At 72.7% G+C, this 12421-nt stretch carries 12 protein-coding genes; 6 read left to right on the top strand and 6 right to left on the bottom strand.

All coding sequences use genetic code 11. The features are described 5' to 3' along the window. Positions 1-14: 14 nt before the first annotated feature. Positions 15-824: a polyphosphate--glucose phosphotransferase gene (ppgK, locus tag IF45_RS0123280; RefSeq protein WP_010638212.1), complete on the bottom strand. Its 810-nt coding sequence runs from the start codon at positions 822-824 to the stop codon at positions 15-17. A gap of 79 nt (positions 825-903) precedes the next feature. Beyond that, a complete protein-coding gene (locus IF45_RS0123275) occupies positions 904-1902 on the bottom strand; it encodes a 4-hydroxy-3-methylbut-2-enyl diphosphate reductase (protein ID WP_030309346.1) in 999 nt (332 codons plus the stop codon). Between the two features lie 132 nt (positions 1903-2034). On the opposite strand from IF45_RS0123275, the gene IF45_RS0123270 reads away from it, so the two are divergent. From IF45_RS0123270 to IF45_RS0123255, 4 genes are all read left to right on the top strand, one after another. Beyond that, a complete protein-coding gene (locus tag IF45_RS0123270) occupies positions 2035-3426 on the top strand; it encodes an APC family permease (RefSeq protein WP_008414138.1) in 1392 nt (463 codons plus the stop codon). Between the two features lie 69 nt (positions 3427-3495). Continuing rightward, on the top strand, positions 3496-4731 hold the full coding sequence (gene xseA / locus IF45_RS0123265; RefSeq protein WP_018895009.1) for an exodeoxyribonuclease VII large subunit: 1236 nt from the start codon (positions 3496-3498) through the stop codon (positions 4729-4731). A gap of 115 nt (positions 4732-4846) precedes the next feature. Further along, positions 4847-5095 carry an exodeoxyribonuclease VII small subunit gene (locus IF45_RS0123260; RefSeq protein ID WP_010638216.1) on the top strand — a complete coding sequence of 83 codons (249 nt, stop codon included), beginning with the start codon at positions 4847-4849 and terminating at the stop codon, positions 5093-5095. A 185-nt stretch (positions 5096-5280) separates the two neighbouring features. Continuing rightward, positions 5281-5871 carry a malonic semialdehyde reductase gene (locus tag IF45_RS0123255; protein ID WP_003948235.1) on the top strand — a complete coding sequence of 197 codons (591 nt, stop codon included), beginning with the start codon at positions 5281-5283 and terminating at the stop codon, positions 5869-5871. A 96-nt stretch (positions 5872-5967) separates the two neighbouring features. On the opposite strand, the gene IF45_RS0123250 is transcribed toward IF45_RS0123255, so the two are convergent. Then, positions 5968-6519, bottom strand: a complete 552-nt coding sequence (locus IF45_RS0123250; RefSeq protein WP_030309343.1) for a DUF4245 domain-containing protein — start codon at positions 6517-6519, stop codon at positions 5968-5970. Between the two features lie 208 nt (positions 6520-6727). On the opposite strand from IF45_RS0123250, the gene glpX reads away from it, so the two are divergent. Further along, a complete protein-coding gene (glpX, locus tag IF45_RS0123245) occupies positions 6728-7759 on the top strand; it encodes a class II fructose-bisphosphatase (RefSeq protein ID WP_010638224.1) in 1032 nt (343 codons plus the stop codon). A 104-nt stretch (positions 7760-7863) separates the two neighbouring features. Here the strand turns inward: glpX and IF45_RS0123240 are convergent, their stop codons facing one another. The 3 genes from IF45_RS0123240 to IF45_RS0123230 all read right to left on the bottom strand — a co-directional run bounded on the left by IF45_RS0123240 (position 7864) and on the right by IF45_RS0123230 (position 11055). After that, the gene (locus IF45_RS0123240; protein WP_003948238.1) at positions 7864-8223 is read right to left on the bottom strand and encodes a WhiB family transcriptional regulator; all 360 of its coding nucleotides are present in this window, start codon (positions 8221-8223) and stop codon (positions 7864-7866) included. Positions 8224-8367: 144 nt separating this feature from the next. After that, a complete protein-coding gene (locus IF45_RS0123235) occupies positions 8368-9039 on the bottom strand; it encodes a DUF1707 SHOCT-like domain-containing protein (protein ID WP_003948239.1) in 672 nt (223 codons plus the stop codon). Positions 9040-9132: 93 nt separating this feature from the next. Beyond that, positions 9133-11055 carry a serine/threonine-protein kinase gene (locus IF45_RS0123230; protein WP_030309341.1) on the bottom strand — a complete coding sequence of 641 codons (1923 nt, stop codon included), beginning with the start codon at positions 11053-11055 and terminating at the stop codon, positions 9133-9135. Between the two features lie 188 nt (positions 11056-11243). Between IF45_RS0123230 and IF45_RS0123225 the strand changes: the two genes are divergently transcribed. Next, positions 11244-12203: a helix-turn-helix domain-containing protein gene (locus IF45_RS0123225; protein ID WP_030309339.1), complete on the top strand. Its 960-nt coding sequence runs from the start codon at positions 11244-11246 to the stop codon at positions 12201-12203. The last annotated feature ends 218 nt before the right edge of the window (positions 12204-12421 follow it).

Here is a 12421-nt window from a genome sequence, read left to right as displayed (position 1 = left end):
CGGGCCGGGCGCGGTCAGGCCAGTCCCTCCGGTTCCGCCCAGCCCTCCGTGGCCTCCTCGACGACCAGGACCGGGGCCGCGCCCGCCGCTGAGGCGGCCATGGCGGCGCCGACGATGCCGGCGTTGTTGCGCAGCTCGGCGGGGATCATCTCGGCGCGGACGCCCTCGATGAGCGGCAGGAACTTGTGGGCCTTGCGGCTGATGCCGCCGCCGATGATGAAGAGCTCCGGCGAGAAGAGCATCTCGACGTGGGCCAGGTACTTCTGGACGCGGCGGGCCCAGTGCTCCCAGCTGAGGTCGTGGTCCTCCTTGGCCTTGGTGGAGGCGCGCTTCTCGGCGTCGTGGCCGTGCAGCTCCAGGTGGCCCAGCTCGGTGTTGGGGACGAGGTGGCCGTCGGTGAAGAGGGCGCTGCCGATGCCGGTGCCGAAGGTGAGCATGATGACGGTTCCGGTACGGCCCCGTCCGGCGCCCCCGTGCATTTCGGCCACGCCCGCGGCGTCGGCGTCGTTGAGGACGGTGACCGGGAGGCCGTCGAGGCGTTCGGAGAGGAGGGCGGCGGCGTCGACGCCGATCCACTCCTTGTCGACGTTGGCGGCGGTGCGGATGGTCGTGCCGCCGGTGACGACGCCGGGGAAGGTGACGCCGACCGGCCCCGTCCAGCCGAAGTGCCGGACGACCTCGCGGACGCCGTCGGCGACGCCGTCCGGGGTGGCCGGCTGAGGGGTGAGCACTTTGTGCCGTTCCTGGGCCAGGTCCCCGCGTTCCAGGTCCACTGGGGCGCCCTTGATGCCGGAACCGCCGATGTCCACGCCGAAGATCTGCATACCGTCCACGGTACGGCGAAACACGCTCCGTCACCGGGTGTCGGTCCACCCGGTGCGGGCGTGCGGGGTGGTGCGGGGCTTACTCGGCGGAGCCGAGCGCCGCGGCCTCGGCGCGCAGGTCCCGGCGGAGTTCCTTGGGCAGCGAGAAGGTGATGGACTCCTCGGCCGCCTTGACCAGCTCGACGTCCTCGAAGCCCCGGGTGCTGAGCCATTCGAGTACGCCCTCGACCAGGACGTCGGGGACCGAGGCGCCGGAGGTGACGCCGACCGTGCTGACCCCCTCCAGCCACGCCTCGTCGATCTCCTCGGCGAAGTCGACCAGGTGGGCGTCGCGGGCGCCGGCGCCGAGGGCGACCTCGACCAGGCGCACGGAGTTGGAGGAGTTCTTGGAGCCGACGACGATGACGAGGTCGGCCTGGCCGCCCATCTGCTTGACGGCGATCTGGCGGTTCTGCGTGGCGTAGCAGATGTCGTCGCTCGGCGGGGAGATGAGCTGGGGGAACTTCTCCTTGAGCCGGTCGACGGTCTCCATCGTCTCGTCGACGGAGAGGGTGGTCTGGGAGAGCCAGACGACCTTGGAGTCGTCGCGGACCTCGACGTTCTCGACGTCCTCGGGGCCGTCCACCAGGGTGATGTGGTCGGGGGCCTCGCCGGAGGTGCCGATGACCTCCTCGTGGCCCTCGTGGCCGATGAGGAGGATGTCGTAGTCGTCCTGGGCGAAGCGGACGGCTTCCTTGTGGACCTTGGTGACCAGCGGGCAGGTCGCGTCGATGGTGGCGAGCCCCCGCTCGGCGGCCTCGGCGTGGACGGTCGGTGCGACGCCGTGCGCGGAGAACATGACGATCGAGCCCTCGGGGACCTCGGCGGTCTCCTCGACGAAGATCGCGCCCTTCCGCTCCAGGGTCTGGACGACGTACTTGTTGTGCACGATCTCGTGCCGGACGTAGATCGGGGAGCCGTACTGCTCCAGGGCCTTCTCGACGGCGATCACGGCACGGTCCACGCCCGCGCAGTACCCCCGGGGAGCGGCGAGCAGGACACGCTTGGCGGTGGGCGACGGGCTGGGCGTAGCAGTCATGGACCCATCGTAAGGCCGTGTCGGACGGCCCGGCGGACGCCCCGTCTGGTGAGACTGGTGCGGGTGGAGGAGGGGGTTCCGGCCCGCGTGCCCGAGGCGCGCGGGAGAGCGAGGCGAAAGGCGTGCGGCCCGATGACGAGTGCGGACGGAAGCGGACCGGGTACGGCGGGCGCGTCGGCCGGGACAGAACGGGACGGGCTGCGGCGGACGCTGGGCTTCCGCGACCTGGTGGTGTACGGCCTGCTCTTCATCGCGCCGATGGCCCCGGTCGGCGTGTACGGGGCGCTGGACGCCCGCTCGCACGGCGCGGTGGCGCTCGTCTACCTCTGCGCCACGGTCGCCATGGCGTTCACCGCGTACAGCTACGCCCAGATGGTGCAGGTCGTGCCGCGGGCCGGGTCGGTCTTCGCCTACGCGCGGGCCGGGCTCGGCAAGGGGACGGGGTTCATCGCCGGGTGGATGGCGATGCTCGACTACCTGCTGATCCCGGCGGTGGCGTACCTCTTCTCCGGCATCGCGATGAACGCGCTGGTGCCCTCGGTCCCCTCGTGGGTCTGGACGGCGCTGGCGGTGGTCGTGACGACGCTGCTGAACCTGTGGGGCGTACGGGCGGCGGCCCGGGTCGGCTTCGCGGTGCTGGCGATGGAGATCGCGGTGCTGCTGGTCTTCGTGGTGGCGGCCGTGGTGGTGCTGGTCCAGGACGGCGCGGCCCGGGACTGGCTGTCGCCGCTGACCGGCGACGGGACGCAGGGCGCCTTCTCGCTGGGCGCGGTGCTCGGGGCGGTCTCGGTGGCCGTCCTGTCGTACCTCGGGTTCGACGCGATCGCCTCGTTCGCCGAGGAGGTCACCGGGGGTTCGCGGCGGGTGGCGCGGGCGGTGCTGTTCTGCCTGGTGCTGGCGGGGACGCTCTTCGTGGTGCAGACGTACCTGGTGGCGCTGCTGGAGCCGGCGAGCTCGGCGGAGCTGGCGGACCAGCCGGAGAAGCAGGGCTCGGCCTTCTACGACGCGGTGGACGCCTCGGTGGGGACCTGGCTGCACGACCTGGTGGCGGTGAGCAAGGCGATCGGCGCGGCCTTCGCGGCGCTGGCGGGGCAGGCGGCGGCGGGGCGGCTGCTCTTCGCGATGGCCAGGGAGCGGCGGCTGCCGAAGGTGCTGTCACGGACGGACTCCGGGGTGCCGCGGGTGGCGCTGCTGAGCGCGGCGGTGGTGACGATGGTGGCGGCGGTCTGGGCGGCCGACCAGGCGGAGGGGCTCGACCACCTGGTCTCGGTGGTGGACATCGGCGCGCTGACCGCCTTCACCCTGCTGCACGCCTCGGTCGTCGGCTGGTTCGTGGTCAAGCGGGGCGGCGAGGGCGGCCGGGTGAGCTGGTGGCGGCACCTGCTGCTGCCGGTGGTGGGCGCGGCCGTGACGATCGCGGTGATCGTGGAGGCGTCGGGTGCGGCGCAGGTGGTGGGCCTGGTGTGGCTGGCGGTGGGGCTGGTGGTGCTCTTCGTGCAGCGCGGACGCGGGATCGAGGGGTAGGCGGCCCCTGAGCGGGGCCGTCACCGGTTCCCGGCCGGGGTGTCGGCGGCGGCCGTTACGCTCGGGCGCATGGGTGTAGATACGTCTGCGGACGCGCCGCTGCCCGTCGGAGCCGTCTCCCGGCTGATCGGGGGGTGGATCGACCGGCTGGGCGCGGTCTGGGTCGAGGGACAGATCACGCAGCTCTCGCGGCGGCCGGGGGCGGGCGTGGTCTTCCTGACGCTCCGCGACCCGGCGCACGACATCTCGGTGGGCGTGACCTGCTACCGCAAGGTCTTCGACGCCGTGGCGGACGTCGTCACCGAGGGCGCCCGCGTCGTCGTCCACGCCAAGCCCGAGTGGTACGCGCCCCGGGGGCAGCTGTCGCTGCGGGCCGCCGAGATCCGCCCGGTCGGCGTGGGCGAGCTGCTGGTCCGGCTGGAGCAGCGGCGCAAGGCGCTGGCGGCGGAGGGGCTGTTCGCGCTGGAGCGCAAGCGGCCGCTGCCGTTCCTGCCGCAGCTGATCGGCCTGGTCTGCGGCCGCGCCTCGGCCGCCGAGCGGGACGTCCTGGAGAACGCCCGGCACCGCTGGCCGGCCGTCCGTTTCGAGGTGCGCAACGTCGCGGTGCAGGGCGTGCACGCGGTCGCCCAGGTGACCGAGGCGGTCCGCGAGCTGGACGCGCACCCGGAGGTCGACGTCATCGTGGTGGCGCGCGGCGGCGGCAGCGTGGAGGACCTGCTGCCCTTCTCCGACGAGGAGCTGATCCGCACCGTCTCGGCCGCCCGCACCCCGGTGGTCTCCGCGATCGGCCACGAGCCGGACACCCCGCTGCTGGACCTGGTGGCAGACCTGCGCGCCTCCACGCCCACGGACGCCGCCAAGAAGGTCGTCCCGGACGTCGGCGAGGAGCACGAGCGGGTCCGCCAGCTCCGCGACCGGGCCCGCCGCGCCGCGCACGGCCTGGTCGACCGCGAGGAGCGGGGCCTCGCCCACGCCCTGGCCCGCCCCTCGATACAGCACCCGCACCGCATGGTCGAGGAGCGCGAGGAGCGGGTCTCGGCCCTGCTGGACCGCTCCCGGCGGACCCTGGGCCACCTCCTGGACCGCGCCGACTCCGAGCTGTCCCACACCCGCGCCCGGGTGGTGGCGCTCTCCCCGGCGGCGACGCTCCAGCGGGGGTACGCGGTCCTGCAGACGGCCGAGGGCGCCGTGGTGCGGGCGCCGGAGGACGTGGCGTACGGGGCGGAGCTGCGGGCCCGGGTCGCCGAGGGCGAGCTGGTGGTGCGCCGGGTCGATGAAGACGGGGCGGAGGCCGCCGGAGGCTGAGGCGGGCGGGGCGGGCGGAGGCGCCCCCCCGCGAGGAGAGGGCAGGCGGCGGCGAGGCCGCCGGGACGAGACGACGGGCCGGCCGAGCGGCGGGCGAAGGAGAAGGACGCAGACGATGACCACGACACCCACCCCCGGCGAGGCCGCGCTCGGCTACGAGCAGGCGCGCGACGAGCTGATCGAGGTGGTCCGCAAGCTGGAGGCGGGCGGCACCACGCTGGAGGAGTCGCTGGCGCTCTGGGAGCGCGGCGAGGAGCTGGCGAAGGTGTGCCGCCGCTGGCTGGACGGCGCCCGCGCCCGCCTGGACGCGGCTCTGGCCGAGGAGGAGCAGGAGACGGGGGACACCGGGGGCGCCGGGGAGTAAGGCCACCGGCCTTGATCACCAAGAGCGGGTAAAGGGCGTCCCCATTACGCGCAAACGAAGGGGCGGGCAAGGACGGCGTCAGGTGAGTCGCCTCACACACGCCCCCATTTTTGTTGAACCTTAAACGTCTTCGTCGTACGGTCGGTCACGCACGCCACCGCACCACACGAAGAGGTTCCCCCCGCATGTCTCTCGTTCTTGACCCCGCCGCCCAGGACCTGCTGTTCCGCGAGGCCCGCACCGCGAACACCTTCACCGACGAGCCGGTGACCGACGAGCAGGTCCAGGCCATCTACGACCTGGTCAAGTACGGCCCGACCGCGTTCAACCAGAGCCCGCTGCGCGTGACCCTGGTCCGCTCGGCCGAGGCCCGCGAGCGCCTGCTGCCGCACATGGCCGAGGGCAACCGCCCCAAGACCGCCACCGCGCCGCTGGTCGCCATCCTCTCCACGGACCACGAGTTCCACGAGGAGCTGCCCCGGCTCATGCCGCACGCCCCGGGCATCGCCGAGACCTTCTTCTCCGAGCGCCCGGTCCGCGAGGCCGCCGGCTCCGTGAACGCCGCCCTCCAGGCCGGTTACTTCATCGTCGGCGTCCGCGCCGCCGGCCTGGCCGCGGGCCCGATGACCGGCTTCGACTTCGCCGGCGTCCAGAAGGAGTTCCTCGACGCCGACCACACCCCGCTGATGATCGTCAACATCGGCAAGCCCGGCGAGGACGCCTGGTTCCCGCGCTCCCCGCGCCTGGAGTACGAGGACGTCGTCACGACCGTCTGATCCGACGGCCGGCTCGCGCACGACGAAGGCTCCGCCCCCCAGCCTCGGGGAGCGGAGCCTTTCGCGTGCCGTGCGCGCGTACGGGCGCGGGCGGCCTCAGGAAGCCTGGTCCGCCTGGCCCTGTTCCTCGCCCTCCGGCGCAGCCGTCTCCAGGGCCGCCGCGACCTTGCTGAGCTGGCCGATCGAGGCGCTGCCGGTGACGACCGTGGTGGCGTCGCCGTCCTGGCGGACCAGGGCGTCGTACCGCTCGCCCTCGTACCGCTTCCAGGGCTCGCCGTTGATGGTCTGAGTGATCTTGGTGGCCTCCGCGCTCTGCGTGGCCTCCTTGATGAAGCGCTCCGGCTGGTCGACCGACTGCTCCACCCCGACGTACTTGCCGTCCGGCGTGTAGAAGCCGAGGTGCCAGCGCTCGTTCTCGGCGCCCTTGTAGCGCACGGTGGTCGCGCGCCAGTCGTCCGGCAGCCCGACCGGGGCCGCGACCGGGTACGAGGCCGCGCGGCGGGCGGTGCTCAGCTCCACGTCGTAGCTGATCGCCTCCGGCGGCTTCTCGGTGTCGTCGTGCGGGATGAAGACGTAGATCCCCGCGACCACGATGCCGATGGCGGCCATCGAGAGGATCATGTCCTTGACCGTCTGCTTGCCTTTCATACCTGCCACGGGACCATCGTCGCAGGTGCCCCGGACCACCCCTCCCCCACCCCGACCAACCCGCCCTGAGCAGCGGTTTCCGGACTTGCCCGGTAGGAAAACCGGACGATCTGCTCATCCGTGCCCCGGTCTGCTCATATTGTCGGCCTACCGATAGAGTCGCTTCCATACCCTCATCCGGCCGTCGTCGTACAGAAAGGTGCGCCCGATGACCGAGCACCATCTGCCCGCCCCCCTCGAGGTCTCTCCGGAGGCCCCCGACCGCAACCTCGCGCTGGAACTCGTGCGGGTCACCGAGGCCGCCGCCATGGCCGCCGGCCGCTGGGTCGGCCGCGGTGAGAAGAACGGCGCCGACGGCGCGGCCGTGAAGGCCATGCGCACCCTCGTCTCCACCGTCTCGATGAACGGCGTCGTCGTCATCGGCGAGGGCGAGAAGGACGAAGCCCCGATGCTCTTCAACGGGGAGCGGATCGGCGACGGGACCGGCGCCGAGTGCGACATCGCGGTCGACCCGATCGACGGCACCTCGCTCACCGCCAAGGGCCAGCCGAACGCCGTCGCGGTGCTGGCCGCCGCCGACCGCGGCACGATGTTCGACCCGTCGGCCGTCTTCTACATGGACAAGCTGGTCACCGGTCCGGCCGCCGCCGACTACGTGGACATCAACGCGCCCGTCTCGGTCAACATCCGCCGGGTCGCCAAGGCCAAGGGCGCGACGCCCGAGGACGTCACCGTGGTCATCCTGGACCGGCCGCGCCACGAGGGCATCATGCGGGAGATCCGGCAGACGGGCGCCCGGATCAAGCTCATCTCCGACGGCGACGTGGCGGGCTCGATCATGGCGGTGCGCGAGGGCAGCGGCGTCGACATGCTGCTCGGCATCGGCGGCACCCCCGAGGGCATCATCTCGGCCTGCGCCATCAAGTGCCTCGGCGGCACCATCCAGGGCAAGCTCTGGCCCAAGGACGACGAGGAGCGCGCCCGCGCCCTGGAGGCTGGGCACGACCTGGACCGGGTCCTGGCCACCGACGACCTGGTCAGCGGCGAGAACGTCTTCTTCGTCGCCACCGGCATCACCGACGGCGAGCTGCTGCCGGGCGTGCGCTACAGCGCCGGCTCCGCCACCACCTCCTCGCTGGTGATGCGCTCCAAGTCGGGCACGATCCGCCGGATCGACTCCACCCACCGCCTGTCCAAGCTGCGCGCCTACAGCGCCGTGGACTTCGACCGGGCCAAGTAGCAGCAGGGCAGCACCACCCGCGGGGCGCCGTGTGCGGCGGCACCCGCGCGAGCACGACGAAGGGGCGCCCCCCGCCGGAGGGGCGCCCCTTCGCTCTGCGGGCCTCAGCCCGCGGCGGCTATCGGGCCGGAGGTGAGGTCGAGGTCGCGGCGCCTGCGACGGGCCAGGACCACGCGGCGCTCGGCGGCGGTGAGGCCGCCCCAGACGCCGTAGGGCTCGGGCTGGAGCAGGGCGTGCTCCCGGCACTGGATCATGACGGGACACTGGGCACAGACCCGCTTGGCGGCCTCCTCGCGGGCGAGGCGGGCCGCGGTGGGCTCCTTGGACGGGGCGAAGAAGAGGCCCGCTTCATCCCTGCGGCAGACGGCATCCGAATGCCATGGGGTGTCCTGGTCGCGCTCTCGCGCGGGCACCCGCTGGGGCGGCACGGTGGCGACCAGGGACTGATGCGGCGGATGCTGCACGGTCTACTCCTGACGACGGCTTCGCGAGCGAGCGGCGATGCCCCAAGCAATACCCGCTGTGCGCGGGCCTATGCACTGCGTTGGCGTGCACCGCCGTCAGGACGTGTCCGCCCGGTCATCGGACACGGTGACCGGGCACCGGCCTCAACTGCCCAGATGCTTACGCATCTTGTGGTGCAGATCGCGCAGGATCGAGCCGCGCTTCGGCTTGGCCTCGACGTTCCCGAGGACGGCCACGCCGGTGATCTGGACGACCGGGGCACCGGGCTCGGGGGACTCCAGGTGGTCGATCTCCCAGTTGCCGAGGATGCCGCTGCCGGAGCCGCGCAGGGTGACGTTCTCGGGGACCGTCACCTCGACGTTCCCGAAGACGGAGAACGCCTTGATCACGACGTGCTGGTACTCGAACAGGGCCTCGCTGAGGTCGATCTCGACGTTCCCGAAGACCGCGTACGCGTGGGTGCGGCGGCCGGGGCGCCAGCGGCCCTTGCGGACGGCGCTGGAGAAGACCGCGACCAGGTTCTCGTCCGGCTCGGCCGGGACCGTGCCCGGGCCGGGCGCGGGGGCCTGGGCGGGCCGGGCGCCCGGCAAGTCCCGGACGAGGGGCTCCAGTTCACCGAGGGTGCGGGCCGCGTAGACCCCGTCGATGCGCTCGGAGTGCTCCTCGGCGGTCAGGCGGCCCTCGGCGAGGGCGTCGCGCAGGAGGTCGGCGATGCGGTCGCGGTCGGCGTCCGAGGCACGCAGCTCGGCCTCCGCCGTGGGCCGGGCCGGCTGGGCCGCTTCGGATGAGCTCTGGGGCTGCTTCTGGAGGTCCACCCCACCAGGGTACCCAGACGCGATAGATCGCGACCAGGGATGGCGTCGAAACGATTCGGCCGAACTCGGTCCCGTACGCGGGCGGACCGGCCGTCACGCGCCGCACTTGGGCGGATCGGGGGCGTCCCAGGGCGGCAGGTTCAGGACGGCCAGGTGGTCCTTGTACATGCGGTCCCACTCACCGCTGGTGATGATCTGCCGCAGCGCCGTACACACCTTGCCCTTCAGCGGCTGGTCCTCGGGCCGCATGGCCACGCCGTACTCCTCCGTCCCCGCACCGCTGTCCAGCAGCCTCACCTGGCCCCGCTTCTCGTAGGCGAGTCCGGCGAGGAGGACGTCGTCGGAGGCGACCGCGTACACGTCGGCCGTTTCGTCCAGCAGCTTGTCCACACACGTTTCGTAACTGGCGGGCTGGGGCGCGTACGCCTTGTACCCGCCCTCCTTGAGGTGGCGCTCGTAGGTCGAGTGGGCCGCCGTGCACACCCGGACGTCCTTCTGCTTGATGTCGGCGGCACTGCGAAGGTCGTACTGCGTGGACTTCTCGCGGACGAGGAACGTCCGCCCCGCTCGGAAGTAGGGCCCTACGAAGTCGACTTCCTTCTCGCGTTCATCGGTGATGCTGTACGAAGCCACAATCAGATGTGCCCGCTTGTTGTCCAGCATGGTGGACCGGTTCTCGGTGTTCACCGGGACGAACAGCACGTCGCCCTTCTCGTAGCCCAGGGCTTTGGCGATGGCGAGGGCCATGGAGATGTCGAAGCCCTGGTATTCCCCGTCCTTCTCCTCACTGAGCTGGGGCTGATCCTTCTTGACGCCGACACGCAGGACCTCGTTGGCGCTCCGCCACTTCTCCCACCGCTTCTCCGCGGCGGTCGCGGCCGGTTCACTCCCGCTGCCGGACGACCCCGACGGCTCGCCGTCCCGCGAGAAGTACCAGCCTCCCCCGGCCAGCACGGCCGCCAGCACCACGGCCAGCCCCGTCTTCCAGCCCCGGCGGCCGCCGCCCTGCTTCTCCTCCCGCGCGACCGAAGGCTCCTCCGGCGCCGCCACCGGGACCGGCGCGGCGGGCTCGGGGTCCGGCGTGAAGTCGGGGGCCGCGGCCTGGGTGGGCTGTTCGGGCAGGGGGGCTGCCGGGAGGTCCGGGTCGCGCAGGACTTCGCGCAGCATCGCCTCGGCCGTGCCGGCGTCGAGGCGGCGGTCCTTGTCGGGGTCGAGGAGGCCCTGGATGACCGGGGCGAGCGGGCCCGAGTAGCGGTAGGGCGGCTCGGGGGTGCTGCGGATGTTCTCCTGGATCTCCCAGACCTCGTGGCCGCGGAAGGGCAGGCGCCCCTCGGCCATCTCGTACAGGGTGACCCCCAGCGCCCACAGGTCGGAGGCGGACTTGGGGCCCGGGGAGGCGGGGGCGAAGAGTTCGGGGGCCATGTAGGGGGGCGTGCCGATGGGGACGCCGAGCTTGGTCAGCTTGTTCGCGCCGGCGATGGAGGCGATGCCGAAGTCCACCAGGATCGCCCGGCCCCCGTCGCGGACGAGGACGTTGCCCGGCTTCACGTCGCGGTGCACGACCCCTGCCCGGTGCACCGCCTGGAGGCCGTGGAGGATCTGGAGGCCGATGTCGGCGGCGCGGGGCACACCCAGGACCCGTTCGTGGCGCAGCAGGTCGGCCAGCGACCGGCCTTCGAGCAGCTTCATCACGATCCAGACCTGGTCGTCGGTCTCGACCTGGTCGTGGACGGTCACCACGTTCTGGTGCTCGACCTTGGCCAGGGCCTTGGCCTCGCGCCGGGCCCGGTCCCTCGCCGCCTGCTGCGTGTCGGCGGACCTCCCGGTGTGGCCGAGCAGCCCTTTCATGGCGACGAAGCGGTCCAGCCTCCGGTCGTACGCCCTCCTGACCTCGCCCATTCCGCCGCTGCCGATCGTCTCTCGCAGCTCGAAGCGGTCCTGGATCACGGTGTAGGGGGCGAGCGGCTCGGACGCGGCCCCGTCACCGGCCTGGCCGGCCCCGTCTTCGTCGCGCATCCCACTCCCCCTGTCACTCCGTGGTCCAGGCCAGATTAGACGCTCTGTCATGTTCCGGAGGAGTAACCGGAGGTGAGTTCCGGTGGCGTGGGCGGGCGGCTCTTGCGCCGGGTGATCCCCGGCGGAAGGGTGAGTCCGCCCGGGGTGTCTCCGGGTACCGGGTGACCTGGGGCGGAAGGGGCGGGGCGTTGCTGGAGGGGATCGGGCTCGACGCGGGCCAGGAGCGGATCTATCTGGCGCTGTTGGCGGCGCCGGCCCGGGACGCCGCGGAGCTGGCCGCCCGCACCGGCCTGCCCGAGGAGCGGGTGGCGGCGGCGCTGGGCGCCCTGCTGGCCTCGGGGCTCGCCGAGGACGGCCCGGCCGGGCCGGGGGCGGTGCGCGCGGCACCGCCGGAGGTCTCGCTGGGGCTGCGGGTCCTGGAGCGGATGGACGAACTGCGCCGGACCCGGCTGGCGGTGGAGCGCCTGGCGCGCGAGTTCGGCGACGGGGCGGGGGCCGGGGAGTCGGTGGAGGTGGTGGAGGGGGCGCGGCAGGTCGCCGAGCGGTACGCGCGGCTCCAGCGGGAGGCCCGCGAGGAGATCCTCTGCCTGACCGGCGGCCCGGCGGTGGCGGTTCCGGCCGAGGCCAACGCGGGCCAGCGGGACGCCCTGGACGCGGGCGTGCGGTACCGGGTGGTCTACGAGCGGGCGCGGCTGGAGCCGGGCAGTTCGGACTCGCCGCTGCTGCTGGAGGAGTGGGCGGCGCTGGGCGAGGAGATGCGGGTGACGGTGGAGGTCCCCTTCAAGCTGGTCCTCTCCGACCGGCGGCGCGGCCTGCTGCTGCCCAGGGAGCAGCACACCCCCGTGCCCCGGGCGGTGCTGCGCGAGGGCCTGGTCCTGGAGGCGATGGTGTGGCTCTTCCACAAGGTGTGGGAGTCGGCCCTGCCGGTCCCGGCGGCGCTCCAGGTGGTGGCGGACGGCCCGCTCTCCTCGGACGACCAGCATCTGCTCTCCCTGTTGCTGGCGGGTTACACGGACCGGGCGGTCGCCTCCCAGCTCGGGCTGAGCATGCGGACCGTGCAGCGGCGGGTGCACCGGCTGCTGGCGCTGGCGGGGGCGCAGACACGACTCCAACTGGGGTGGCGTGCGGCGCAGTTGCACTGGCTGTGAGAGGAGCCGGGGCGGTCCGGCCGGGTCGCGGGGGCGGGGGTGCGCCCGGCGCGAGGAGGGGCCTCCGGTCGTACACGAACGCCCTTGCCGTGAGCGGATGTTGTCGCGGTCGCCGCCGCTGTCGCTTTTACGACAAGGCATCGAACCGCCAGGTGAGGACGGTTATTCGGGGGCTCGCTCCGTGGCACGGTGGCGCTGTTCGAGGTCCCCCGGACGTC

The sequence above is a fragment of the Streptomyces albidoflavus genome, from assembly GCF_000719955.1.
Taxonomy (GTDB): domain Bacteria; phylum Actinomycetota; class Actinomycetes; order Streptomycetales; family Streptomycetaceae; genus Streptomyces; species Streptomyces albidoflavus.
Note: the sequence above shows the minus strand (reverse complement) of the source record. Positions and strands in the feature narration are given on the sequence as shown.

Bases quoted from the DNA above. Each gene is read 5' to 3' on its own strand.
- xseA (WP_018895009.1), top strand. From the start codon at position 3,496: ATGGGTGTAGATACGTCTGCGGACGCGCCGCTGCCCGTCGGAGCCGTC.
- IF45_RS0123230 (WP_030309341.1), bottom strand. From the start codon at position 11,055: ATGCGCGACGAAGACGGGGCCGGCCAGGCCGGTGACGGGGCCGCGTCC.
- ppgK (WP_010638212.1), bottom strand. From the start codon at position 824: ATGCAGATCTTCGGCGTGGACATCGGCGGTTCCGGCATCAAGGGCGCC.
- IF45_RS0123260 (WP_010638216.1), top strand. From the start codon at position 4,847: ATGACCACGACACCCACCCCCGGCGAGGCCGCGCTCGGCTACGAGCAG.
- IF45_RS0123275 (WP_030309346.1), bottom strand. From the start codon at position 1,902: ATGACTGCTACGCCCAGCCCGTCGCCCACCGCCAAGCGTGTCCTGCTC.
- IF45_RS0123250 (WP_030309343.1), bottom strand. From the start codon at position 6,519: ATGAAAGGCAAGCAGACGGTCAAGGACATGATCCTCTCGATGGCCGCC.
- IF45_RS0123255 (WP_003948235.1), top strand. From the start codon at position 5,281: ATGTCTCTCGTTCTTGACCCCGCCGCCCAGGACCTGCTGTTCCGCGAG.
- IF45_RS0123270 (WP_008414138.1), top strand. From the start codon at position 2,035: ATGACGAGTGCGGACGGAAGCGGACCGGGTACGGCGGGCGCGTCGGCC.
- glpX (WP_010638224.1), top strand. From the start codon at position 6,728: ATGACCGAGCACCATCTGCCCGCCCCCCTCGAGGTCTCTCCGGAGGCC.